This window comes from Sphingobium sp. B11D3D (genome assembly GCF_025961755.1).
Classification (GTDB): Bacteria; Pseudomonadota; Alphaproteobacteria; order Sphingomonadales; family Sphingomonadaceae; genus Sphingobium.
On record NZ_JAOQOG010000001.1, the window covers coordinates 1,425,764 to 1,450,493 of the forward strand.

Sequence of the window (24,730 nt, forward strand, 5' to 3'; positions counted from 1 at the left end):
CTGTTAAGCCTGTTTGGCTAGGGATGGGGCATGACGGGCGTGGGTGAACCGGTTCAGCAACGCCATGGCGGCGAGCGGGAAGGCGCGGTGTTTGCCGCGCGCTTTGCTCGCGGGCTGGCGCTGGAGGTTCGCCATGGGGCCGATCTCGCGCGACTGGCCGACGATGCGCCGGGCCGCTGGACCGATGCCTTGCTGGCCGAAACGCGCATCCATCTTGCCGGGCTGATGAACGCCGTCGAGCAGGCGCTGGTCGCCGGACTGGCCCGCGAGCCCGTGGCCTCGGCCTCCGCCATGCCCGATGCGGGTTATGCGCGGCAGGCGATCGAGCGGGACATCGCCGTGCTTTCGCCGGACCTGCTGCGCCATCTGCGTCATCGCGCCTGCGTGTCGCTGCTGATGCGGCAATATCGGCTCGAGGGTCGCCATGGCGATCGCTCGCGGCTGGAGAGCGAGGCCAGCGACAATGGTCGGTATCTCGATGCACTGGCTGGCCTCGCGCTGGCGGAGCGCAACTGGTGCGGGCCGATGTTGCTCGACGCAACGATGCTGCCGGACCTGCCGGCCGATCTCTATCACGATCTCGTGTGGACCGTCGCGGCCCTGCTGGTAAACGGCAGCAGCGCACAAGCCGCCGGCGCTGATCCCATGCTTACGGCAGCCATCGCGCGCGCCGCCGAGGGGCTGATTGCCCGGCATGATGAAGGGCAGGGCGCCATCGCACAGGCCCGCCGCTGCGCGCGTGCGCTTAATTCGGATCAACGCTTCGCCATCGCCCCGCACGCGCTGGCGGAAGCGCGGCTGCTGCTCTTCGCCGCCATCGTGGAGTGCGAGGGCGGCATTGCGCTGGACGAGGTGCTGGAGGCGCTGATCGGCCCGCAGGATCGCGATCGCTTCGCCCTGTTGCGGGTCATGGGCGTGGACGATCCCGGCGCCTTTCAGGTCGCAGAGATGCTCGGCCCGGTCACCGGTCTCGCCGAAGGGGGTGATGCCGCGCTGGTCGCTTTCGTCGAGGGCTATCGCGCGTTCGATGCGGAGCAGGCCATGCAATGGCTGCTCGACCGGATGAACCCGCGCGCGCTGGCGGACAAGCTCGCTCTGCTGGACGGCCGATGACAGTCGCGCGCCCCGGCACGGAGCCAATCCTGGCGCGGCTGGACGGCGACGGCCGCATCATCGCGGCCGACGCGCCGCTTGCGCGGTTGCAGGCCGATGCCGGCGGCGATCCGCACGGGCCGCTCGCCATTCCCGCGCTGGCCGCGCTCGTCCGCCTCGCCGCGCGCCTGCGCATCCCGATTTCCCGCGCGGTGCAGGCGGCTCAGGGCGAGGCTGATCTGAGCATGTGGGTGCAGATCCGCCCGGAGGCGGACGGCTATGCCATGTCTATCGTCGACTGGCAGGTGCGCGCTCCGCGTCAATGGCCCGGCGAACTGGGCGTGCTGATGGCGCGCCGTCTGGCGCCCGTTGAGCCGGGCTGGCCATGGCAGGTGGATACGCAACTGCGCTTCCGGCAGGTTGCGGCAGACGCCGCCGCCATCGGGCATGAGCCGCCCCGCGATGGCGAGCCGCTGACGGCCTATTTCCGCCTCGATGCGATCATTGCGGACGATGTGTCGCCGATGCCGCTGGTTGAGGCGTTGGCGCTGCGCATGCCGTTTACGGACCAGCATGCGCGCCTGCGGGCCGACGATGCCGTCTTCTATCGCATTTCCGGCGAGCCGCTGTTCGATGAGCATGGCGCGCTGATGGGCTATCGCGGCCGCGCGGTGCCGCAGGAGAGCCAGCCCGCACAGGGACCCCGCGTCGAGGCAGAGGCGCCGTCGGCGGAGATCCACGATCTCTTTGGCGATGGCATGTTCGATGCCGGCTTCGCCCCCCGGCTGGACCGCGCCCTTCGCCAACCGATCGGGCGGATCATCGCCAATGCCGGCAGCATCGCTGCGCAGGCGCATGGTGAACTGCGAGAGGAATATGCAGGCTATGGCGCGGACATCGCCCAGGCCAGCCGCCATCTGCTAGATCTGGTCGATGACTTGTCAGATCTTCACGCCATTGAGCGCCCCGATTTCCGGGTGGCGAAGGAGCGCGTCGATCTGGCCGATCTGGCGCGCCGAGCCGCCGGCCTGCTGCATGTTCGTGCCGGCGAGCGCGGCATCCGTATCCAGACACCGCCGCTGGGTGAGAGCGCCATGGCTTGCGGTGAGTATCGCCGCGTGCTGCAGATTCTCGTCAATCTCATCGGCAATGCGGTGCGGCATACCCCGCGCGACAGCACCATCTGGGTCCGCGTCGATAGCGAGAGCGGGCGCGCCCGCGTCGTCGTTGCGGATCAGGGCGGCGGCATTGACCCCGCCGATCACCAGCGCATTTTCGAGCGGTTCGAGCGGCTGGGTCTCTCCGGCGGGGATGGTAGCGGGCTGGGGCTCTATATCTCCCGCCGCCTTGCCCGCGCGATGAGCGGCGATCTGACCGTCGAGAGCGCGCTGGGGCAGGGCGCCCGCTTCACGCTCGATCTGCCGGTGTGGGCGGACGCCTGACCTGAGGCGTAGCGTTCAGGGCACCCGCAGACCTCGCAACTCATAGCCGATCGACTGTTCGATCTCACAGGTCTTGCGAACGGCTGGCAGCGCCATCATCCGGTCATAATGAGCGGTGAGGCCCGGCCAGTTCTCCACCGGCAGGGCGAGCGTGTGCCGCATCCGCCAGAACAGGCGGAAGAGGTGGATGTCGGCCACCGAAAGCCTGCCGCCTACCGCCCATTCCTGACCCGCAAGCCGATGCTCCGCCTGTTCGAGCGCGGCCTCTGCGCGCCCTTGCCCGGCAATGAAGGAGGGATGCAGCGTCGACGCGGCGAACGACATCCAGGAGAGAGCTTGCGCGGTGCCCATGGGATCATCCGGCAGCAGCGCGGCCTCGGGAAAACGCCGCGCGAGATAGAAGAGGATGGCCGCTACTTCGGTCAGCGTGCCCTCATCGGTCACCAAGGTCGGCACCTTGCCTTCGGGGTTGATCGCCAGATAGGCCGGCTCGGCCTGTTCGCGTTTGGCGAAGGAGAGCGAACGTAGCTCGAACGGCGCCCCGATGTGCAGGAGCGCGATGTGCGGGGCCATCGAGCTGGCGCCCGGAGCGATGTAGAGCGTGAGCATGGGTTGTCCTCCCTGATGCCGGCAAAGGCTGTGACAAGCTTAATCCTTCTCCCCTTGAGGGAGAAGGATACGGAGCCTTGCCGCTATGAGCGGCTACGCGGAGTTGGATGAGGGGTGCGGATCTCTGATTCGCGCGATCCTGTCGATCGCTGACCCCTCTCCTAGCTTCGGCTAGGCAGCACGCTGCCAAGCCTGCGCATCCCTCTCCCTCAAGGGGAGAGGTACAGGGCGATCGGCAGCCAGCTACTATCTCAGGCCGCCTTCACCTGCGCGCCGTCATAATAGCCATGGCCGCTCGCTGCCATCTCCCGCAACTGCTCAGGCGGCGCGAAGCGTTCGCCATGCGCGGCCGTCAGCCGATCCAGCACCTCGACCACCTTCGCGGGGCCGATCGTGTCGATCGCGCTGAACGGGCCGCCGGTATAGGGCGCGAAGCCCCAGCCGAAGATCGCCCCGATGTCGCCATCCTGCGGCGTGACCAGCACGCCCTCGGCGAAGCAGCGGGCACATTCGACCAACTGGCGATAAAGCAGCCGCTCACGCACCTCGGCCGGCGTCGGCTGGTTGAGAGCGCGGGGGAACTCCGCCGCAAGGCCGGGCCAGAGCGCCTTTTTCCCGCCGTCCGCCGGGTAATCATAATAGCCCTTGCCGTTCTTGCGGCCGAGGCGGCCGATCTCGACCATATGCGCCACAACATCGTCGGCCTTCGCGGGCACATAGGCATCGCCCAGCGCGGCCTTCGCGGCGAGCGTCACCTTATGGGCCAGCTCAATGGAGACCTCGTCCGAGACGGCGAGTGGGCCGACAGGCATGCCCAGCTGGCGCCCGACATTCTCGATCAGCGCGGGGTTGATGCCCTCTGCCAGCATTTGCGCGCCTTCCTGCACATAAGTGCCGAAGCAGCGCGAAGTGTAGAAACCGCGCGAGTCATTGACGACGATGGGCGTCTTGCGGATCTGCGCGACGAAATCGAGCGCCTTGGCGACGGCGGCATCGCCGGTCTGCTTGCCAAGGATGATCTCGACCAGCGGCATCTTTTCCACCGGCGAGAAGAAATGCACGCCAATGAAATTTTCCGGCTTCGACCAGGCCTTGGCGAGGCCGGAGATCGGCAGGGTGGAGGTGTTGGAGCCGAAGATCACGTCCGGCCCCAGCACGGATTCGACCCGCTGGGTGATCTCCGCCTTGATCGCAGGGTCTTCGAACACGGCCTCGATCACGAAATCGCAGCCCTGCAGCGCATCCACGCTGTCCGCCGGGGTGATGCGGGCGAGCGCTTGTTCCATCTTATCTGGCGTCATGCCCCGGCCGATGCGCTTTTGCATTTGCGCTTGCGCATGGGCCTTGCCCTTGTCCGCTGAGGCGAGATCGCGGTCGAGCAGCACCACGTCGATACCGGCCTGCGCCGCGACATTGGCGATGCCCGCGCCCATCATCCCGGCGCCGAGCACGGCCAGCTTTTTTGTGGGGGCCTTCTCGACGCCAGCGGGGCGCCGCGCGCCGCGTTCGGCGGCCTGCTTGGATACGAACAGCGTGCGGACCATGTTGCCCGCCTGCGGATCGGCCACCACCTTGGCGAAATATTTGCTCTCGACGCGGATCGCCCGATCCATCGGCAACTGGATGCCTTCATAGACCGCGCTGAGCAGCGCATGTGGCGCATGGATGTTCCGCTGGGTCTGCTTGGTGGTCATCACCGTTGCGGCCATCATCGTCTGGATGAAGCCGGGGTTGAACTGCCCCGATCCGCCGGGCACCTTGAAGCCCTTGATGTCCCACGGCTGTGTGTGGGCATCGGGATTGGCCTTCACCCAGGCCTTGGCGACAGCGACAGTCTGGCCGGGGTCGGCCAGTTCATCGACCACCTTCATCGCTGCCGCCTCAGCCGGGCGCCAGCTCTTGCCCTGCAGCATGTACATGAGTGCGCCCTGGATGCCGATCAGGCGGGGCAGGCGCTGTGAGCCGCCACCCCCGGGGAACAGGCCGACGAGGATTTCCGGAAGGCCGATCTGCACCTTGGGATTGTTGCTGAGCACGCGGTGATGGCAGGCGAGCGCCAGCTCCAGACCACCGCCCATGGCCGTGCCTTCGATGGCAATGGCGACCGGCTTTCCGCAGGTCTCAAGTTTGCGCAGCAAGTCGTTGAGGGTGAAGACATTGTCGAACAACTGGCTCATGTCCGCGCCGCCGCTCGTTGCCTCGCGCAGCATGGCCGAGAGATATTTGAGGTCCATGCCCGCCATGAAGCCACTGTCCTTGCCGGAGCAGATGACGGCGCCCTTGATGGCCTCCTCGCTGCCGATCCGCGCGATGGCGGCAGCGAAATCGGTCAGGAAGTCGGGCGTGATGACATTCATCGACTGCCCCGGCACGTCGATGGTGAGAAGGGCGATGCCGTCGCCGTCGATCTCGGTCGTGATGGTCGTAGCCATGTGTGCCTCCTGACTCGTTCAATTTTTTCCCTCCGTTCATCCTGAGTAGCCACTGAGCTTGTCGAAGTGGCGTATCGAAGGATCGAGCCACGGAAAGACCCTTCGATACGGGTCTTCGGCAGGCTCAGCCCCTACTCAGGGCGAACGGACTTCTGGATTCAAACCCGCTCGATAATGATGCCCGTGCCCATTCCCGCGCCGACGCACAGATTGACCAGCGCCGTGCCCTTGCCGGAGCGTTCCAGCTCATCGAGCGCAGTGCCCAGCACCATCGCCCCGGTCGCGCCGAGCGGATGGCCCATGGCGATGGCGCCGCCGTTCACGTTGATCTGGCTGTGATCGAGCCCCATCGCCTGCATGTAGCGCAGCACGACGCTGGCGAAGGCTTCGTTCAGCTCCCACAGGTCGATATCGCCGACCGACATTCCAGACTTTTTCAGGAGCTTGTCGGCAATGTTTTCCGGGCCCGTGAGCATGATCATCGGCTCGGAGCCGACCGAAGCCATGGCCTTCATCCGGGCGCGCGGCTTGAGCCCATATTTCTCGCCCATGGCCTTGCTGCCGACCAGCACGGCCGCAGCGCCATCGACAATGCCGGAGCTGTTGCCGGCATGGTGGACATGGTTGACGCGTTCCAGCTCCGGGTATCGGAGCAGGGCGATGGTGTCGAAGCCCGGCATCTCTTCGCCCATGGCGAGAAAGCTGGGCTTGAGGCTGGCAAGGCTCTGCATCGTCGTTTCCGGGCGCATATGCTCGTCATGGTCGAGCAGCACCTGGCCGATCACATCCTTCACCGGAATGATCGACTTGCCGAAGCGCTTGTCGTCCCAGGCAGCCTTGGCGCGCTTCTGGCTCTCGACCGCATAGGCATCCACATCGTCGCGGGAGAAGCCGAACTTGGTCGCGATCACGTCCGCGCCGATGCCCTGCGGCGCGAAATAGCTGGCATAGGCAACATTGGGATCGGAAGCCCAGGCGCCGCCGTCCGCGCCCATCGGCACGCGGCTCATGCTCTCCACGCCACCGCCAATGGCCAGCTCCGCCTCGCCACTGATCACCTTGGCGAGGGCCATGTTCACCGCTTCCAGGCCGGAGGCGCAGAAGCGATTGATCTGCACGCCCGGCACGGTCTCGGCATAGCCGGCGGTCAGCACCGCCATGCGGGCGATGTCCGTCCCTTGCTCGCCGACCGGGGCGACGCAGCCGAGGATCACGTCGTCCACGTCCGCCGTGTCGATGGCGTTGCGATCGCGCACCGCCTGGAGAACCTGGACCGCTAGCTGTACCGGCGTCACCTCATGGAGCGACCCGTCCGGCTTGCCGCGTCCCCGCGGTGTGCGCACGGCATCATAGATGAAGGCTTCCATGGTCGCTCTCCTATAGGTCTGGCGGGGCCTTTGGTGCGGCCAATATGGGCCATGCCATCGCCTTCGCGCAAGGGCTCGCTGCCGGCTTCGCCACTTGCGTGGTCCATGCAAGCCCAAGAAATCCGCCAATCCTCGGCCCTACCCTAACGTCAACGGAAGGTGCGCGGGCGGGGCATAATTTCCCTATCTTTAGCGCCAGGGCGAGCCGTGCATGCCGAGTCCGCGCTGCCCTTTTGGGCGCAAGCGGCCCGACTCGGGCGTCTGCGGTTGAATAGAAAGTTCCAACGGCCTATCTGCGCCGCATCAGCATATCGACATGCACACCCGCGTGTCTTCTTGTCCTTTTCCCGGGGGTAGGCATGGCCAGCCAGAACGAACTCAGTCCCAAGCCGGCAAAGCCGGACGTTCCCAAGGATGTCGAGGAGGCGATCCGCACCCTCATCCGCTGGGCCGGCGACGATCCAGAGCGGGAAGGCCTCATTGAAACGCCCAAGCGCGTCGCGCGCGCCTGGCGGGAATATTGCGAGGGCTATGCCGAAGACCCGGCCTATCACCTCTCGCGCATCTTCCATGAGGTCGGCGGCTATGACGAGATCGTGCTGCTGACTGACATCCCGTTCCAGTCGCATTGCGAGCATCACATGGCGCCGATCGTCGGCAAGGCGCACATCGCCTATCTGCCGCAGGATTATGTCGTCGGCATCTCCAAGCTGGCCCGCGTGCTGGAAGCGTTCGCCCGCCGCCTGCAGGTGCAGGAACGGCTGACGGCGCAGGTCGCCGACTGCATCTGGGAGAATCTCAAGCCGCTCGGCGTGGCCGTGGTGATCGAGGCGACCCATGGCTGCATGACCGGGCGGGGCGTCCGCACCCATGGCACGATCATGCGCACCAGCCGGATGATGGGCGTATTCAAGCGCGACGAAAAGAGCCGAGAGGAAGTGCTGCGCCTCATGGGCGTAAAATGACGGCGCAGGCCCCGCTCGCGCTCGTCACCGGGGGGCACCGCCGCCTCGGCGCGCGCATCGCCATGCATCTGGCGCGTGCCGGCTATGCGCTGGCGATCCATGGCCGGCATGATGCGGAGCCGCATCGTTTCCTGTCCGATTGCCTCGCCGAAACGGGCGTGAATTGGCATGGCTTCGTCGCGGATTTCCTGACGCCGGGGGCCGCCGAAGGGCTGATGCCGGCGGTGATCGATCATTTCGGCCGTGCACCGGATCTGCTGGTGAACAGCGCCTCGCTGTTCGGCGAGAGCGAGCTGGCCAATGTCAGCGCCGGCCAGCTGGCCGACTATCATCAGGTCAATACGGTTGCGCCGGTGTTGCTGACCCAGGCCTTTGCTGCGGCGGCCCGGCCCGATGGGGCTGGCGCCTCGATCGTCAATATTCTCGACCAGCGCCTGGCCCAGCCGCATGGCGACCAGCTTGCCTATACGCTGGGCAAGGCGGGGCTGGAGGCGTTCACGCGGATCGCGGCGCGCACGCTGGCGCCTGCCATTCGCGTCAATGCGGTCTCGCCGGGGCTGACGCTCGCGACCTATGATTATACGCCCGAGCAACTGGAGCGGCTGGCCAGCCACGCGCCGCTCGGCGTGTTGCCGACGCCGGAGGCGGTGGGCGAGGCGGTGCTGTACCTGGCGCGGGCGGAGTCGGTGACCGGCCAGACAATCATCGTCGATGGCGGTGCCCATATGCGCAGTTACGCGCGCGATTTTCTGCATCTGGAAACCTGAACCGCCCGGCAGCGCCCGGTGACGGCCGATCCGATCTCCCACAAAGCAAAACCCCGCCGGACGATCTGTCCGGCGGGGTTTCTAAAGCTTGCGGAGGGAAGGAGCTCAGGCCTCTTCCGTATCCTCGTTGGCAGCCGGCTCGGCAGCCTCGGTCGCGATTTCGCCCGGCTCGGCATTAGGATCGTAATCCTCAGTGAAGCCGGCTTCGTCCTTCTCGAACATGGAGGCCATGACGTCCACGCCGTCCTTCTGCAGGTCGGCTTCCTCAGGCGAACGTGCGACGTTGGCCTGAACGGTGACGGAGACTTCCGGGTGCAGCGAGACGCGCACGTCGAACAGGCCGAGCGTCTTGATCGGGCGTTCCAGCACGACCATCGACTTGCTCACATTGGTGTGGCCGGCTTCGTGGAGCGCTTCCACGATGTCACGGACCGAGACCGATCCGTAGAGCTGGCCGCTGTTCGACGACTGACGGATCAGGACGACCTGAACGCCATCGACCTTCTCGGCCGCCTTGGCGGCGTCGTCACGACGGGCTGCGTTGTCGGCCTCGATCTTGGCGCGGTTGGCCTCGAACACCTTCTTGTTGGCGTTGTTGGAGCGAAGCGCCTTCTTGTTGGGCAGCAGATAGTTGCGCGCATAGCCGTCCTTGACGGTTACGACGTCGCCGATTGCACCCAGCTTCTCGATACGCTCGAGCAGAATGATTTCCATGGGTCCGCCCTCCTTACTTCACGATGTAGGGCAGCAGGCCCAGATGGCGGGCGCGCTTGATTGCCTGGGAAAGCTCGCGCTGCTTCTTGGCCGAGACGGCCGTGATGCGCGAGGGAACGATCTTGCCGCGCTCAGAGACGAAGCCCTGCAGCAGGCGCACATCTTTGTAATCGATGCGCGGTGCGTCCTTTGCGGAGAACGGGCAGGTCTTGCGACGGCGGAAAAATGGGCGTGCCATGTGTCAGGTCTCCTTATTCGCCGTCCGAGGCTTCTTCGCGGTCCCGGCGGGGCGCGCGATCGCCGCGATCCGGGCGGTCACCACGGTCGCCGCGCTCACCACGACGCTCACGGTCACGCTCGTTCTTGCGCATCATCACCGAAGGGCCACCCTCCAGCTCTTCAACGCGGACGGTCATGAAGCGGATCACGTCTTCGTTGATCTGCGTCTGACGCTCCAGCTCGGCGACGACGCCAGCCGGCGCGTCGATGTTGAGCATCACGTAGTGAGCCTTGCGGTTCTTGGCGATCTTGTAGGCGAGGTTGCGGAGACCCCAGCTTTCCACCTTCGTCACCTTGCCTTCATTGGCCTCGATGATCTTGGTGGCATTTTCCGCGAGCGCATCGACCTGGGCCTGTGCCAGATCCTGACGCGCAAGGAAGACATGCTCATAATAGGGCATGGTTCATGCGTCCTGTCTTTTGGCCGATTGCTGACATACGCCCCATGCGCATGCCCCTCCGGCTGTCGTCTCAAACAAAGCTTCGCGGCGGGCGCAGCGAGAGCCTGCCCGGCGAAGGGGCGGCCTATGGCTGAAAAGTGCCGGCAAGGCAAGCGCGCAATGCCCGCTCTTGCCGATAAGCGATCAGGGCCGGAACTGCCGGGCCAGCGCGTGATAGAGCTTGGGCTTGCAGATCTGCCCGCTGACCCAGTTGGCGAAGATCGCCGTGGCGAACAGCGGCAGGATCATGGTGCGGTCTGCGGTCATTTCCATCATGATGATCGCGGCGGTGAGGGGCGCCCGGACCACACCGGCGAAATAGCCGATCATGCCGAGCAGCACGATGGCGCCGTGCGGCTGGTCCGGCATCAACAGCCCCAGCAGCTGGCCAAGGCCGGCGCCGACGGAGAGCGATGGCGCGAAGATACCGCCGGGCGCTCCGCTCAGCGCCGTAGCCAGCGTGGCGACCAGCTTGGCGGGGCCGAAGCTCCAGGAAACCTCTTCGCCGGCGAGCAGCGCGCGGGTCGTCTCATAGCCGGTGCCCCAGCTGATCCCGGCGGTGAGAATGCCCGTGATGGCGACGACGAGCCCGCAAGTGCCCGCGACGAGCAGCGGCTTGGCCCGCATCGCGCGGGCGAGCGGGCTGCGGGACCAGGCAAGAGCGATCAGCGCGCGCGAGAACAGGCCGCCCGCCACGCCGCCGACCAGCCCGGCGACCGGCGTCAGCAGCAGCATCGACGAGATCGGCATCGATTGATGCATGGCGCCGAAATAGATGTAATCGCCCGAAAGCCACAGGCTCGTAATGCCCGCCATCATCACGGCGGCCATGACGACGATTGCAATCTTCTGCTCGAAGGCGGCGGCCAGTTCCTCGATGGCGAAGGCGACCCCCGCGAGCGGCGTGTTGAACGCCGCCGCAACACCGGCCGCACCGCCGGCAATGATGATCCCGGCTGAAACCGGGACGCGCAGCCAGCGCTGCACCGCGGCCATGATGGCGGCACTGATCTGCACGGTCGGTCCTTCGCGACCGACTGAGCCACCCGCGAGCAGCATCCCCAGCGTGCCGAACAGCTTGAACAGGGCGGTCCGCAGCGAGAGCAGGCGGCGGGATTGTGGATGATCCGGCATGCGCGCCGCCGCCATTGTCTGCGGAATGCCCGATCCGCGCGCCTCCGGGCACCAGTGTCGCGTGACATAGGTCACCGCGATGAACAGGCCGGGCGTGATGACCAGCGGCGCATAAGGAAAGGCATCGGCCACGCCGGTAAACACGCCTTGCGCGGCCTCACCCAGCTTGGCGAACAGCACCGCGACCAGGCTGAGCAGCAGGGCGCCACCGATCGCGCCGATGCGGCCCCGCATCACGCGGGCATCCACGCGGCTGATCGCGTTGGAGAACCGTGGCTTTAACATCCTGGCTTCCCCTATGCCCCATGAGCAGGGCGCACAATGGCCAATGTCCATCCTGGCGCGCTGTCTTGCCGGTCAAGCCAACAGGACTTGCCCGGGGCGCCCCCCCGGACTAGGGCGCAGGCCTTCACAGACCAAGCAGGGATCAGGGCCGTGCGTGCATTCATCTTTCCGGGGCAGGGCAGTCAGGCCGTGGGCATGGGATCGGCGCTGGCCGCAGCATCGCCCGTGGCGCGCGAGATTTTCCAGGAAGTCGACGAGGCGCTGGGCCAGCATCTCTTCCGCATCATGACCGAAGGACCGGAAGCGGACCTGACGCTGACTGAAAATGCCCAGCCGGCGATCATGGCCAACGCGCTCGCCACCTTGCGCGTGCTGGAGAAGGAGGGCGGCATCGTGCTCCGCGACAAGGCGGATGCGCTGGCCGGCCACAGCCTCGGCGAATATAGCGCCCTGTGCGCGGCGGGCGCCTTCGATCTCGCGACCACCGCCCGTCTGCTCAAGACGCGCGGCCGGGCGATGCAGGCCGCCGTGCCGGTGGGCGAGGGCGCCATGGCTGCCCTGCTCGGCGCCGACATCGAAAAGGCCGAGGCGCTCGCGGCTGCTGCGGCGGAGGGCGAAGTCTGCGCCGTCGCCAACGACAATGATCCGAGCCAGGTCGTCATTTCCGGCCATGTCGGCGCCATCGAGCGCGCGATCGGGCTGGTGAAGGATTATGGCATCAAGCGTGGCGTGCTGCTGCCGGTCTCCGCGCCCTTCCACTGCCCGCTGATGCAGCCGGCTGCCGATGCGATGGCGGCTGCCCTGGCGGACACGCAGTCGCCTGGCGCCTTCATTCCCGTCTATGCCAATGTGACGGCCGCGCCGGTGAGTGACGCGGCGACCATCCGTGACCTGCTGGTTCAGCAGGTGACCGGCCGGGTGCGCTGGCGCGAAAGCATCGCGGCGATATGGGCGGCGGGCATTACCGATTTCGTCGAGCTGGGCGGCAAGGTGCTCGGCCCGATGGTCAAGCGCATCGCGCCGGATGCGACCGTGACCAGCGTGATCTCGATGGATGACATCGAGGCGCTACTCGGCCGCGTGTGAGAGACAGGAGGGACTGCATCATGTTCGATCTCAATGGAATGACCGCGCTGGTCACTGGCGCGAGCGGTGGCATCGGCTCTGCCGTGGCCCGGGCCCTGGCCGCGCAGGGCGCGCGACTGGCGCTCTCCGGCAGCAATGTCGCCAAGCTGGAGGCCTTTGCCGCCGAGCTGGGCGGCGATCACGTCTGCGTGCCGTGCGATCTGAGCGATGCGGCTTCAGTGGACGCGCTGGTGCCCGCCGCGATCGAGGCGCTGGGCGGCAAGCTGGATATCCTCATCAACAATGCCGGCGTCACGCGCGACAACCTCATCCTGCGCATGAAGGACGAGGAGTGGGACACCGTCCAGAAGATCAATCTGGAAGCAGCCTTCCGCCTCATCCGCGCGGCTTCGAAGCCGATGATGAAGGCCCGCACGGGGCGGATCATCTCGATCACCAGCGTCGTGGGCGTGACCGGTAATCCGGGCCAGGCCAACTACGCCGCCTCCAAGGCCGGCCTGATCGGCATGAGCAAGAGCCTTGCACAGGAACTGGCCAGCCGGGGCATCACCGTGAACTGCGTCGCGCCCGGCTTCATCCGCTCGGCCATGACCGACGCGCTGAATGACGCCCAGAAGGACGCCATCCTCTCGCGCATTCCAGCCGGCGCGCTCGGCACCGGCGAGGATATCGGCGCGGCGGTGGTCTATCTCGCCAGCCGCGAGGCGGGCTATGTCACCGGCCAGACCCTGCATGTGAATGGCGGCATGGCGATGATCTGAGTTTTGGCCGGTCTCTGGTGAGATCGGCTCATCTGGAGCTCGTCATTACGGCAGAGCGAGATTTTTTATCGGCAGGCGGAACCCGATGCCGCGCCGATCATTCCTTCACTGACTGGCTCCCGCCGGTCAGCGGACCCCCTTAACGGCGACCTTCCAGAGGTCGCCGTTTTTTTGTGGCGAGGGTTGGTGGGCTGGCCGTGCTGAGGTGGTCTCAGTTGACGCTGACGCTGTCTAGTTCTGAACCCACGAACCCGTGGCGGCTGGTCCCGCCAGTCGATTGTCCGCCCCATACCGATAAAACGCGGGATACCGGCGGAATATGGTGAGCCCTGCTGGGTTCGAACCAGCGACCTACTGATTAAAAGTCAGTTGCTCTACCGACTGAGCTAAGGGCCCCCAAGCGGGTGTCGCGATCCCCTAAAGGTGCGGGCTCTGGCGGTCAACCGGCTTGGCGGCTTTTACAGCCGCGATCATCTGGCTGGGGTGGGTTTGCGCAGGCGGAAGGCCAGATGGTGGATGGTGAGGCCGGACACAGGATCTTCTGCATTCGGAGCGATCCCGCGCAGCGGTTCCAGGACGAAGGCACGGTCTGCGATGGCCGGATGCGGCACGGTCAGCCGTCTGCTGCGCACGGCGCCGCCAGACCAGAGCAGCAGGTCGAGATCCAGCGTGCGCGCGCCCCAGCGGCGGTAGCGGCGGCGATGGAAGGTGCGCTCGATGGCCTGAAGCTGGTCGAGCATCGCCAGCGGTAGCAGCCTCGTGCTCACAATGGCTGCCGCATTGGCATAAGTGCGCGCGGACGGGCCCAGGGGGCGCGAGTCGATGATGGGGGAGGCTCGAACAAGGCTGAGGGGCGCGAAGTCGAGGGCATCGAAGGCGGCGCGCACGATGTCGCGCGGGCGCATCCCCGCCATCGGACGATTGGCGCCGATACCAACAGCGTAGATCTGCTCGCCGGTTTCCGGCGACCGATGGTCGCGCGCCAGAGGGTGGATGCTTGCCTTGTTCATCCGCCAGGGCCTATCCGCAGGGCATGTCCATGACCAGTCCTGTTATAAGCCCCGTGCCCGGCGCCGAACCGGCGCGCGATTGTCCCCTATGTCCGCGTCTGGTCGCCTTTCGCCAGGCCTGTCGGATCGAGTATCCGGACTGGTGGAACAGTCCAATCCCCGCCTTTGGCGATCCGGATGCACGCATTGTTCTGGTGGGACTGGCGCCCGGCAAACATGGCTCTAACCGCACCGGGAGGCCGTTCACCGGCGATTATGCGGGCGACCTCCTGTTCGCCACGCTCGACAAATTCGGTCTTTCGCGTGGCACATATGACGCGCGTGTGGATGATAGTCTTGAGCTGGTGGATTGCGCGATCCTCGCGAGCGTGAAATGCCTGCCGCCACAGAACAAGCCGACCCCCGAGGAAATCCGCACGTGCCGTCCGTTTCTGGATGCGGAGGTCACGTTGCTGCCCAAGGCGCGCATCTTCATCGCGCTCGGGCAGATCGCGCATCAATCCGCGGTGAAAGTGCTGGGTGGGCGGCTGCCCAAGGCCCGCTTCGCGCATCTCGCCGAGCACCGGATGCCCGATGGGCGCATGCTGATCGATAGCTACCACTGCTCGCGCTACAATACGAACACCGGGCGGCTGACGGCGGAGATGTTCGAGGCGGTTTTCGATCGGGCGCTGGCTTTGCGGGATAGCCTTTAAGCGACGCGGTGATAGGCAGGTTTTATCCGTCGGGCATTGCGCCCGTTGGATGAAGTTCGGGCGGCAACCTTGCGCGCGGCTGTTCCTTCACGACGCAGCAATGGTCGTGAGAGAACGCGCATGCCAAACAGGTTCCAGGGTGCAGACATTGCTGACCGGCCTTATCTCGCCAAGCTGAAGGCCCGGCTCAAGAGGCTGGTGAACGCGAGGGACTGAAAGCCACCGCCGCGCTCGCCGGGTTTATCGCAGCAGATAGTCGTAATAAGCGCCATCCGGCGGGCCACCGGCGGCAGCCTGCACGCCATCCAGGGCGCCTTCCGGTAGCGAGGCGAGCGACTTGGCATGATGCTCTTCGCTGGCCCATTTCTCGATGAAGATGAAGCGGTGCTCGTTGCCCAGGTCCCGCATCAGTTCGACGCCTTCACAGCCATCGGCAGCCTTCACCGTGCCTGAGAGGGCGATGAGGGCCGCTTCCATCTCGGCGCTTTTGCCGTCTGCGGCGGGAATGATGTAGAGGCGAGCCACGGTCATACACATCTCCTTATGCAGCGATGGTTACACATCCTGCGCCAGCCGTCCATAAAGCTCGGGCCTGCGATCGCGAAAAAAGCCCATGCCGGCACGGTGCTTGCGTGCGCGGTCAAGATCGAGCGTGGCGATGAGCGCGCCGGTCTGCCAGTCTTCCGCCTCGGCCACCAGATCGCCCCATTCGTCTGCGATGAAGCTGTGGCCGTAGAAGCTTTGTTCGCCGGTGGCGCCGGCCATCTGCTCGCGGCCGATGCGATTGGCGGCGATGACCGGCATGCAGTTGGAGACGGCATGGCCCTGCATCGCCCGCCGCCACATGCGGCTTGTATTCAGATCCCCATCATAAGGCTCCGAGCCGATCGCTGTGGGGTAGAGCAGCACCTCTGCGCCCATCAGCGCCATGGCGCGGGCTGTTTCCGGATACCATTGGTCCCAGCAGATGCCGACGCCGATCGTGCCATATTTCGTCTCCCACACCTTGAAGCCGGTGTTGCCGGGCCGAAAATAATATTTCTCCTCATAGCCCGGCCCGTCCGGGATATGGCTCTTGCGGTAGACGCCCATGATCTCGCCCTGATCGTCGATCATGGCGAGGCTGTTATAATGGTGCTGGCCATCCCGCTCGAAGAAGCTGGTGGGGATGTAGACGCCCTGCGTCTTGGCCAGCTTCTGCATCGCCAGCACGGCAGGATGCTCGGTGAGCGGGCGGGCGCGGGCAAACAAAGCCTCATCCTCGACCGTGCAAAAATACAGGCCCTCGAACAGTTCGGGCGGCAGGATGATCTTGGCTCCGCGGGCCGCGGCCTTGGCGACATGTTCCTCCACCAGCGCGATATTGGCGACCTCATCCTCCGAAAAGGCGAGCTGAAGCGCGGCGACCGTGAGATGAGACATGGCGTGATCCTGCGGCGAAAGGGGTCAGACGGCGGCCGGCAGATGCATGCTCATGCAATGGAAACTGCCGCCGCCGCGCAATATGGCATCGGACGGCAGGCCGACAATAGCCCGGCCCGGAAAGAATGGCGCGAGCGCATCCAGCGCGGCCTGATCATTGGCCGCGCCATATTGCGGCACGATGACGGCGCCGTTGGTGATGCAGAAGTTCATGTAGCTCGCTGGCACGATGTGCCCGTCAATCTCGTATCGGCCGACCGACGGCATCGTGGCGACCTCCAGCCCATAGGCGCGGGCGCGAGCCGTGGCATCGGCATAGATGGCGGTGTTGGGATCATCCTCGGTGCTGGCCTGCGGCACCACGAGAACCCCCGGCGCCACGAAACGGGCGAGATTGTCGACATGTCCATCCGTGTGATCGTTCAGCAAGCCATCACCCAGCCAGAGCATGGACGACAGGCCAAGGGTACCGGCCAGGATCGTCTCGATCTGCTTGCGATCCAGCGTGGGATTGCGATTGGGGTTGAGCAGACATTGCTCGGTCGTCACGAAGAGCCCGGTGCCATCCGTATCGAGCGCGCCGCCTTCCAGGATGATGGGGACGTGACGGCAGGGCAGGCCGGTCGTGGCGGCAAGGCGCGCGCCGATGTCCTCATCGCCCGACATCTGAAACTTGCCGCCCCAGCCGTTGAAATCGAAATCGACGAGGGCGCGGGAGCCATTCGGGCCGAGGAGGCCGATTGGGCCGGTGTCGCGCAGCCAGATGTCGCCGAAGGGTTCGTGGCGGACCTCTACGGCGGGGGGGACAAGGGTGCGGGCGTGGAGGGCATCTGGCTCGGTGCGCGCGAGAAGTATGACGCGCTGGCCCTGGCTGGAGACCGCATTTGCAAATGCCGCTGCCTGCAACTGGGCATCCGAACGCGCTGAGGGCCATTCCGACGGGTCGCCGGGACAGCCAATCCAAAGCAGTTCCTGAGGGGCCCACTCTGCCGGTAGGATGTAAGACATTCGGCGTTCTCTCTCGTTTCGCGAGCGTCTTGGCCGACATAGCTTGCAATGACAAGGTGCGCTTTCGTCGCGGTCGGTGCTTGTTTTTTTCGGAGGGGGCTGCGCCTATGATGTGTCGAGTCTGTGCTTTTTCGCCGGGCTGACGTGGTGCAAACTGATGGGTCTGGCGGAAGGCAATCCAGCAATAACCGAATAGCAATGCTTTCGACGGTCATTCTCGCTAGGAACATCGGAGGTGTCAGCCCGTCGCGCGGCGCTGCCAAACTCTGCTGCACCAGCACACGAAGAGGGTGTCCCGCATGGTTTCCCGTCAAAGTGAAACTCAGTTTCTGTTCACATTGGTTGCGCTCGACAATGGCATCAGAAGCGATAATGGACTAACGGCGATTGGGTCGCCCCCAACCTTCTTTATTTGAAAGATGCAGGGAAAATAAAATAGACGATGATCCTAATATATTATCCTTAAATATAGTGGCATTGAATATTTATATTAATTCTATGAAGTTAAAATCTATGCTTATAGATGTATCTCGTTTGATTTGGCGCATGAAAAGAGGGTTGTTGCCGACAGGTATTGATCGAACATGTCTTGCGTATATTTCTCATTATCGCGGTCGCGCCCATGCAGTCATTCAGTTCGGGAAGGTGACAGCGGTTTATCCCCTTGAATGTTCCCGAGAATTGTTCGAGGTCTTACTTTCATCCCATAAAGGTGGTGGTGGCCACCGATTGCCCTCCCTCGTTTGGCGGGGCGTGCGGGAGCTTTTGAGAGGTCGGGTGGGGCGGCGTGACCTCACGGGAGCCATTTATCTGAATGTCGGTCACACGGGCCTCGATAAGGTGAGCCATGAGGCTTGGGTTCAGAAATCGGGCGTGAGACCAATCTATTTTGTGCATGATCTCATTCCGATAACTCACCCCGAATATTGTCGTCCGAGAGAATTAGAGAAGCATCGTCACCGCATCACTGCGTTATTGCGCAATGGAACTGGCATCATCGGAAACAGCCGCGATACGCTTGATGAGTTGAAAATTTTTGCCAGTTACCAAGGATCGTTGGAAATGCCGCCGACGCTTCTGGCACCTTTAGGAGCGGATTTCTCTGATAGACAGCAAGCCCCGAGACCCGATACGACTTTGCCGGTGCGGCCCTATTTTGTCATGCTCGGCACGATTGAAGGACGGAAGAATCACCTCTTTATTCTTACGATATGGGCAGAGATGGCTCGGCGTTTGGGGGCAGCGTGCCCGCAACTCGTTATCATTGGCCAGCGCGGCTGGGAAAGTGAGCAGGCGGTCGATATGTTGGAGCGCAGCGCGGCGCTGCGTGGGCATGTTATCGAGCTGTCACGCTGTGACGATGCGGAGCTCCAAGCCTATATGTGCGGGGCGCGAGCGCTGCTCTTTCCATCTTTCGTCGAAGGATATGGTCTTCCGCTCGTGGAAGCGTTGGCCAGCGGGACGCCGGTCATAGCCAGCAATCTTGGGGTCTTTCGTGAGCTTGCGGGCGAAATTCCAGAGTATCTCAGTCCGATTGATGGTCTGGGCTGGTCTCAGTTGATTGAGGATTTTGCGCAGCCCGACAGCACTCGGCGTGCAAATCAGCTAAAGCGTCTTGCTAGCTGGCAGCCGCCAACTTGGGCGGATCATTTCGCCAAGCTCGATCCCTGGTTGGAGGAGTTAGCTGCTCAGCCGTAAGTGGCAACGCTCGCGAGCTGCCACTGGCCGGTTCGATTGCTAACCAGCCGCTCTACGGAAGACTCCACCAATATACTCGTCGCCGTCTCGCTCGCCAGCCCGCCATAGACGAGGCAGCGATCGTGCAACACGCGGCGGAAGGACTCGTAGACGTCCGAATCGGGCGCTTGCGGGCGCATCCAGAAGTCGTCGAGCCGACCCTGGTGGGTGATTTGCGGTATGTTGTAGATCGCCTTGCCCAGCGCCATGGTAGGAACGCCGGCGGCGAGGGCCAGCGTGGCTGAGGTGCTGTTGATCGTCACCATGCCCAGGGTATCCGCCGTCAGTTCCTCAAGGACGCCCCCCGCAATGTGCAAGATGCGATCTTCGATGCCGGCCTTGCGGGCCTGGCTCATGATATGATTGCGCCAGCTCATGAAGCTGCAATCGAGCGGATGCTCCTTGATGAGCAGGCGGACATGCTTGGGCGCGCGGCGAGCGAAGCTGTAAAGCACGTAATCCAGCGCTTCCTTCATGTCCGCGAACGGCGAATGCTCGCGAATTTGGAAATCGGTGGAGAGTTGCAACGGGAAGAGGAAATAGGGCGCCCCGGGCAGCCGCGCGAGGGTCTCCTCGGCGCGGCGAGCATCTGCCTTTTCCCGCGCGAATTTATAGAGCCAGCCAAAGCCCTCCATCATCAGGGACCCGGTCCGGTGTGACTGGTAGAAAGGATAGAGCGGCCGCCCGAACCAGGTGCGTGAGTAATAGCGCCAGGCATCGCGCGCGCGGCGGTTGAAGCTGGCGGTGATGACCGGGCGCTGCGGCAACGGGGGCAGGTTGCGCGCGGCTTGCAGGTACCATTCCGGGTCTCGCGGCAGCGAGCTGTTGCCGTTCACGCCGCTCGGCTCAAGGGTCAGCCAGTCCGGACGAATATAGCCTTCTTCAAAGACATGCACGTCGATCTTGCGAAGCTGTGCCATGCGATGGGCGGCCATGTGCAGAGGGCGGCAATCGCCGAACAGAATGATGTCGGTGATGGCATTGTCGCTTAGGAAGCGATCAATGAACAGGGTCCACCGCTTCCGGCTTCCGCGATAATTGGTGGCCTCGCCGGGCCAATCGGCGAGATCGCCGCCATTCAGATTGATGCGAAAAATACCGCATTCGAGAGTGCGAAGTCGTTCGGCCAATTGCCAGAAGAAGGGCCCCGGCGGCCCCTGCAGGAACAGGAAGTTCCGATGCGCTATGGGCTGGAATTTCATCTGTTTCCCAACATGTGCGCGATGGCCCGTCTAGCCAAACCAACCAACTTTCTGAGCGGGACTAGCGCAACATTTTGACGCTGAACACCAGAAATGAGACGCATGACAAGTATTTCTGCCGTGCATGGCAAATTGGTTACGGGGTCCAGATAGCGCGGATATTGAATAAGCACATAGGCTGTTAACGCATCTAGCGTTAAGGCCTTGTTTCGACGCGGCAGGGATGCGCCGAGATCATTGGTGAGCCCCCAGCCTGCAAAGAAGGGCATGCCGTGCGTCGTCACCGGTGTCCCGTGCAACAGCGCTTCGAACCCGGCGAGAGAAGTAATGACATGCACCTCGTCCGCCATGGCGATCAACGCGCTGATCGGACTGTCGGGGTTGATTTCGTTCGCCAGATCCAACGCGATATTCGTCGGGATGGCGCCGCGCCGATGGCCCGCTTCAACATCGGGATGCGGTCGATAGACGATCCACGCATCCGGCGCGCCTGCGCGAACGCGGCGGAGCAGTTCAAGGTTGGACTGGACGGCCCCGCCGCCGAACTGGACGGACCGGTCATCCTCGACCTGGCCGACCACGAGAAGATGACGCTTCTGCCCGCCCCGGCGCGGCAAAGTGGCTGCGCGGCCAATGCCATATTTGCTGACGCCTTCGCACACCAGCCATTCGCGCAGACGGCGCGCGCGGGCAAGCATGCCGGGCGAGGGTGTGCCTTGCGCCAGCATCTCCTCCAGCCGGTTGGGGCGGGTGGGGTCGTAGTGAACGCCCAGATCATCGACGATGATGGAAAGCGGTGGCACGCAGTCGGCACCGAGCCCGGCTGAGCGGATGAAGCCATCCTCCACTTCCATCACCGGCCAGGGACCCGCCTCGATCTCCGCCAGCAGGGCAGGGGGAACGCGCGCCTTCCACACAGCAATGGCATCGCTGGGCTTGAGATCGCGCAGGGCCGCGGGATTGGCGGGACGGAACGGGACGGCGCTGCCGGCCCAGAGCAAGGGGTCCACCGTATCGCGCTTCCAGTGCGCGAAACCGAATGCCGCCGCGATCGGGCGGTTGGCGTCGATCAAGCGCCGCCAGCTCGCCAGCGTTTCGATCAAATCGAATGCGCTGGCGAGCTGGCCGGTGAACGGGTCTGCGTAGGCGACGTCCTGCACCAGATGCCGCTCAACCAAAGCGGCGATGATGGCCTCAGTCTCGGGGGCGTCGGGCGCACGGTCGGCAAGCGCAGCGAACGCGCCTTCACCGTTAAGGCAAACGCGCTTGCCTGCGATGGCGCTGAGCAGCATCAGCGGATCGTCGGCGGACCCGGACACGCTTTCTTGTGCGATTGTCCAAGGATCGTCCGGCGCCCAGAACGGACCACCGACGCGATATTGTCGCAGGGCCGCGAGGATTTGCTCCGCGGTTGCGGAGCGGACATGGCTCTCGCCCCCCGCAGCGCTGAGGACGACCGGATAGGGTTTTCCGCCGGGAAAAGGAGGAACGGCGAGGATCGTCTGTGCGGCGAGCGTCATGGGCGATGCACTTTCTCCAGCCAGCCCGTCGGCGGCTTGGGCACGGCGGCGTGGGGATCGGCACGCATCGCTTCGATCACGCGGTTCAGCCAGGGCGACAGGAGGGCCATATTGGGATTATGACGGGAGGCCACCCCTGTGACCAGACTGGAGGGGCCGGAATAAGCCGCAAACAGCGTATCGGCGCTGGCCTTCGGAACGAGGCGGTCGAGATCGCCTTGGACGAACAACACAGGGACCTTGATCGCCTTCAATGCCTCCCGATTGTCCCATCGATCCGGGATGAAGGCGCGGCTGATCTTTGGCGCGGCGGCAGCAATGCGAACGAAAACGCTCATCGCGATCACGCCAGCGATATCCGGTTCTCTTGCTGCGGCATGAAGCGCCACGGAAGAGCCCAGCGAATGGCCGATCAACCAAATACGCGCGCCGGGCCCGGCCAGATCCCCCGCCTTTGCGATGAACGCGCTCGCATCGGTCATCAGGCCGTCTTCGCTCGGTCGGCCCGGATTGGCGCCGAAGCCGCGGTAAGACGCAGCCAGAACCGCATTGCCTGTCCCGGCCAGATGCTGGGCAGCATTCGCATTCATTTCGGCATTCCAGTTGCGGCCGTGGAACATCACGAAGATGTCGGGGTCGCCCGGCGCGCCCGGCCAGTAATAGCCGGTGAGTGCGAGATGATCCTTCGTGGTGACGCTGATGGTCTGGGGTGGCGCGCCGACCCATCGGGTCACGGCGGCTTTGTTATGGGGAGAATAGAGAACGTCACGTGATAGAGACGCACAGCCCGGCGTCATCCCCAGCCACGCCAACAGCACCATGGTCTGCCGCGCACGCGCCCGCCTGCTATGGCGCGGCTTGCCCGGACGATCCTGTGTCTCGCGCACGATCCTCACCTAGGGCGAGACGCGCGCGCTGAGAATCCCTTCGACCAGCGGAACGTCGCTGGGGTTGTTCACCTCTACGATGGGATAGCCTTGTTCCTCAAGCGTGACGACCGAGACCGGTATGCCCGCGACGAGGAAGCGCAACTGTTCGAGGCCCTCGACTGCCTCCAGCATCGTCGGCCCCAGCGCGACATAGCGCTCTAGCGCGGCGCGGCGATAGGCATAGAGGCCAAGATGGAGCAGCACAGGCATGTCCTCGTTCGGCATGCGGCCTTCAGGGAGATAGGGGAGGATGCGCTTGGAGAAATACAGCGCTTCCGAACGACCGTTGACCACGACGGTGGTGCCACCCACGCGGCCCTGCGCGGCATCCTCGGCAAGGTGGCGATAGGTTTCGTGTGAACACCGCACCGCCACGGTCGCGACCTGCACCTCCGGATTGGCGTGCATATGGTCGATCAGGGCAGCGACGAAAGCCGGCGGGGTGAGCAGCGCATCGCCCTGGAAGTTGACGAGCAGCTGCGCATTGGGCAGCGCGTCGAGGCAGGCCGCCACCCGCTCGGTGCCATTGCCGCAGCTTTCCGGTGTCATCAGCCACTGGCCGCCAAAGCCATCGACTTCGTCGGTGATCCGCTTGTCGTCCGTCGCGACGACGACGGCCGCGTCTTCGCAGACTGCGAGTGCGCCATCATGGCTCCACCCGATGAGCGTATTCGTGATGCCATCAGGGCCCATGATGGGCGCCAGCGGTTTGCCGGGATAACGGCTCGATCCATAGCGTGTCGGGATAATGATGACGGTCCCAGCGTCAGCCAGGGCAGGGCGCTCACTCATGCGGCTTCCCGTCGTCGAATCTCGGGCCGAATGCAAGCCGGGTTCCATCAGCCTCGCGGTCAATCTGGGCGTGACGTTGACCGGCGATCATGGCGCACCCGCTCAGGGCGCGAGATCGTGAATATGCGCGATGCCCACGGGCTTTGCGCGGTCATCCTGCGCCGTGACGAACAGCACCGTGATCTTGGCATCGTTCATGAGGGTGAGAACTTCTTCCACCAGCGTGCCCACGGGCACAGTGATGGGGGCGCTGGTCATGATATCGGCCGCGCGGGCGGTAAGCACATGGTCGAAGGCGCGGCGCAAATCGCCATCGGTGATGATGCCGACCAGGGAGCCATCATCGGACACGACGCCCGCCACGCCCTTGCCGCCGCTTGTCATCTCGAAAACCACGTCGCGCATCGGCGCGTCCCAGCGGACCAGGGGAAGCGGGTCGTTGACGTTGATCACTTCTTCGATCGGCGCGAGGCGCGAGCCGATGTCTCCGCCGGGATGCCATTGGGCAATATCGGTGCGCGTGAGGCCGCGACGTTCCATGGCAGCCATGGCCAGCGCGTCGCCAAGCGCCAACATCATCGTGGTGGAGGTCGTCGGCGCAATCCGCACGGGACAGGCCTCTGGTGCGTCGGGCAGTTGCAGGACGATATCGGCTGCGACGCCCAGCGGCGAATGACGCCGCGAGACGATGCCGATCACCTGTACGCCCCGCCGCCCGGCATAAGTGAGCAGCGGGCGCAATTCCGGCGAAAAGCCGCTGTTGGAGAGAATGATCAGCACATCGCCCTGACTCAGCATCCCCAGGTCGCCATGGGCTGCTTCCCCGGCGTGAAGAAAGAAGGAGGACGTGCCGGTCGCAGCAAAGGTTGCAGCGATCTTGCGGGCAATATGGCCGGACTTTCCGACGCCGGCGACGACGACACGGCCGGGCGTGTTCAAGATGACGTTGACGGCATCCGAAAAGGACTGATCGAGCGACGCAGCCAAGGCTGCGAGACCAGCGGCCTCTTGCGTGATAACGGACAGGCCCGCCTCGAGCGTT

General features: G+C 64.4%; 24 protein-coding genes and 1 tRNA gene. 8 read left to right on the top strand and 17 right to left on the bottom strand.

The annotated features are described in order from the left end of the window. Positions 1–30: 30 nt before the first annotated feature. The gene (locus tag M2334_RS06715) at positions 31–1,113 is read left to right on the top strand and encodes a hypothetical protein (RefSeq protein ID WP_181560064.1); all 1,083 of its coding nucleotides are present in this window, start codon (positions 31–33) and stop codon (positions 1,111–1,113) included. Continuing rightward, on the top strand, positions 1,110–2,534 hold the full coding sequence (locus M2334_RS06720) for an ATP-binding protein (RefSeq protein WP_264605069.1): 1,425 nt from the start codon (positions 1,110–1,112) through the stop codon (positions 2,532–2,534). The genes M2334_RS06715 and M2334_RS06720 overlap by 4 nt, the downstream gene beginning before the upstream one ends. A 15-nt stretch (positions 2,535–2,549) precedes the next feature. Here M2334_RS06720 and M2334_RS06725 read toward each other — a convergent pair whose 3' ends face one another. The 3 genes from M2334_RS06725 to M2334_RS06735 all read right to left on the bottom strand — a co-directional run bounded on the left by M2334_RS06725 (position 2,550) and on the right by M2334_RS06735 (position 6,942). Further along, positions 2,550–3,143, bottom strand: a complete 594-nt coding sequence (locus M2334_RS06725; RefSeq protein ID WP_264594267.1) for a glutathione S-transferase family protein — start codon at positions 3,141–3,143, stop codon at positions 2,550–2,552. Between the two features lie 251 nt (positions 3,144–3,394). Then, positions 3,395–5,575, bottom strand: coding sequence for a 3-hydroxyacyl-CoA dehydrogenase NAD-binding domain-containing protein (locus tag M2334_RS06730; RefSeq protein WP_264605070.1), 2,181 nt, complete (start codon positions 5,573–5,575; stop codon positions 3,395–3,397). A gap of 158 nt (positions 5,576–5,733) precedes the next feature. Beyond that, entirely contained in the window at positions 5,734–6,942 is a 1,209-nt protein-coding gene (locus M2334_RS06735; protein ID WP_264594269.1) for an acetyl-CoA C-acetyltransferase, read from the bottom strand. Between the two features lie 359 nt (positions 6,943–7,301). Between M2334_RS06735 and folE the strand changes: the two genes are divergently transcribed. Next, positions 7,302–7,907, top strand: a complete 606-nt coding sequence (gene folE, locus M2334_RS06740; protein ID WP_264578597.1) for a GTP cyclohydrolase I FolE — start codon at positions 7,302–7,304, stop codon at positions 7,905–7,907. Continuing rightward, positions 7,904–8,674, top strand: a complete 771-nt coding sequence (locus M2334_RS06745) for an SDR family oxidoreductase (protein ID WP_264594270.1) — start codon at positions 7,904–7,906, stop codon at positions 8,672–8,674. Before folE ends, M2334_RS06745 begins: the two co-directional genes overlap by 4 nt. A 105-nt stretch (positions 8,675–8,779) precedes the next feature. Here the strand turns inward: M2334_RS06745 and rplI are convergent, their stop codons facing one another. From rplI to M2334_RS06765, 4 genes are all read right to left on the bottom strand, one after another. Then, the gene (gene rplI / locus M2334_RS06750; RefSeq protein ID WP_181560057.1) at positions 8,780–9,388 is read right to left on the bottom strand and encodes a 50S ribosomal protein L9; all 609 of its coding nucleotides are present in this window, start codon (positions 9,386–9,388) and stop codon (positions 8,780–8,782) included. A gap of 13 nt (positions 9,389–9,401) precedes the next feature. After that, positions 9,402–9,626, bottom strand: a complete 225-nt coding sequence (gene rpsR / locus M2334_RS06755) for a 30S ribosomal protein S18 (RefSeq protein ID WP_181560056.1) — start codon at positions 9,624–9,626, stop codon at positions 9,402–9,404. Between the two features lie 13 nt (positions 9,627–9,639). Beyond that, positions 9,640–10,068, bottom strand: coding sequence for a 30S ribosomal protein S6 (gene rpsF / locus M2334_RS06760; RefSeq protein WP_181560055.1), 429 nt, complete (start codon positions 10,066–10,068; stop codon positions 9,640–9,642). A 183-nt stretch (positions 10,069–10,251) separates the two neighbouring features. Next, positions 10,252–11,526 carry a chloride channel protein gene (locus tag M2334_RS06765; RefSeq protein ID WP_264605071.1) on the bottom strand — a complete coding sequence of 425 codons (1,275 nt, stop codon included), beginning with the start codon at positions 11,524–11,526 and terminating at the stop codon, positions 10,252–10,254. 150 nt (positions 11,527–11,676) lie between these two features. Here M2334_RS06765 and fabD point away from each other — a divergent pair, with 150 nt between their 5' ends. Together fabD and fabG are read left to right on the top strand one after the other, a co-directional pair. Beyond that, positions 11,677–12,612, top strand: a complete 936-nt coding sequence (fabD, locus tag M2334_RS06770; RefSeq protein WP_264605072.1) for an ACP S-malonyltransferase — start codon at positions 11,677–11,679, stop codon at positions 12,610–12,612. Positions 12,613–12,632: 20 nt separating this feature from the next. Beyond that, positions 12,633–13,373, top strand: a complete 741-nt coding sequence (gene fabG, locus M2334_RS06775; protein WP_264578601.1) for a 3-oxoacyl-[acyl-carrier-protein] reductase — start codon at positions 12,633–12,635, stop codon at positions 13,371–13,373. Positions 13,374–13,693: 320 nt separating this feature from the next. Here the strand turns inward: fabG and M2334_RS06780 are convergent. After that, positions 13,694–13,769: transfer RNA gene (locus tag M2334_RS06780), tRNA-Lys, on the bottom strand. Between the two features lie 74 nt (positions 13,770–13,843). Continuing rightward, positions 13,844–14,383 (bottom strand): 2-amino-4-hydroxy-6-hydroxymethyldihydropteridine diphosphokinase, encoded by a 540-nt coding sequence (gene folK / locus M2334_RS06785; RefSeq protein WP_264605073.1) that lies wholly within the window; start codon positions 14,381–14,383, stop codon positions 13,844–13,846. 23 nt (positions 14,384–14,406) lie between these two features. Here folK and M2334_RS06790 point away from each other — a divergent pair, with 23 nt between their 5' ends. After that, on the top strand, positions 14,407–15,078 hold the full coding sequence (locus M2334_RS06790; protein WP_413716432.1) for a uracil-DNA glycosylase: 672 nt from the start codon (positions 14,407–14,409) through the stop codon (positions 15,076–15,078). 240 nt (positions 15,079–15,318) lie between these two features. Here the strand turns inward: M2334_RS06790 and M2334_RS06795 are convergent, their stop codons facing one another. Genes M2334_RS06795 through M2334_RS06805 form a run of 3 tightly spaced genes read right to left on the bottom strand, consistent with a single transcriptional unit; the run spans position 15,319 to position 17,508 of the window. After that, complete coding sequence (locus M2334_RS06795) at positions 15,319–15,609, bottom strand: putative quinol monooxygenase (RefSeq protein ID WP_264573133.1); 291 nt, start codon at positions 15,607–15,609, stop codon at positions 15,319–15,321. 24 nt (positions 15,610–15,633) lie between these two features. Then, complete coding sequence (aguB, locus tag M2334_RS06800) at positions 15,634–16,500, bottom strand: N-carbamoylputrescine amidase (RefSeq protein ID WP_264605074.1); 867 nt, start codon at positions 16,498–16,500, stop codon at positions 15,634–15,636. A 24-nt stretch (positions 16,501–16,524) separates the two neighbouring features. Further along, positions 16,525–17,508, bottom strand: coding sequence for an agmatine deiminase family protein (locus M2334_RS06805; RefSeq protein ID WP_264605075.1), 984 nt, complete (start codon positions 17,506–17,508; stop codon positions 16,525–16,527). Between the two features lie 471 nt (positions 17,509–17,979). Here M2334_RS06805 and M2334_RS06810 point away from each other — a divergent pair, with 471 nt between their 5' ends. Then, a complete protein-coding gene (locus M2334_RS06810; protein WP_264605076.1) occupies positions 17,980–19,206 on the top strand; it encodes a glycosyltransferase family 4 protein in 1,227 nt (408 codons plus the stop codon). Here the strand turns inward: M2334_RS06810 and M2334_RS06815 are convergent. From M2334_RS06815 to M2334_RS06835, 5 genes are all read right to left on the bottom strand, one after another. After that, entirely contained in the window at positions 19,197–20,447 is a 1,251-nt protein-coding gene (locus tag M2334_RS06815) for a capsule biosynthesis protein (RefSeq protein ID WP_264605077.1), read from the bottom strand. The genes M2334_RS06810 and M2334_RS06815 overlap by 10 nt on opposite strands. Further along, positions 20,444–21,967 carry a hypothetical protein gene (locus M2334_RS06820; protein WP_264605078.1) on the bottom strand — a complete coding sequence of 508 codons (1,524 nt, stop codon included), beginning with the start codon at positions 21,965–21,967 and terminating at the stop codon, positions 20,444–20,446. The genes M2334_RS06815 and M2334_RS06820 overlap by 4 nt, the downstream gene beginning before the upstream one ends. Continuing rightward, on the bottom strand, positions 21,964–22,854 hold the full coding sequence (locus tag M2334_RS06825; RefSeq protein WP_264605079.1) for an alpha/beta hydrolase: 891 nt from the start codon (positions 22,852–22,854) through the stop codon (positions 21,964–21,966). The genes M2334_RS06820 and M2334_RS06825 overlap by 4 nt, the downstream gene beginning before the upstream one ends. A gap of 9 nt (positions 22,855–22,863) precedes the next feature. Next, complete coding sequence (locus M2334_RS06830; RefSeq protein ID WP_264594280.1) at positions 22,864–23,688, bottom strand: 3-deoxy-manno-octulosonate cytidylyltransferase; 825 nt, start codon at positions 23,686–23,688, stop codon at positions 22,864–22,866. Positions 23,689–23,790: 102 nt separating this feature from the next. After that, on the bottom strand, positions 23,791–24,627 hold the full coding sequence (locus tag M2334_RS06835; protein ID WP_319801336.1) for a KpsF/GutQ family sugar-phosphate isomerase: 837 nt from the start codon (positions 24,625–24,627) through the stop codon (positions 23,791–23,793). Positions 24,628–24,730 lie beyond the last annotated feature (103 nt).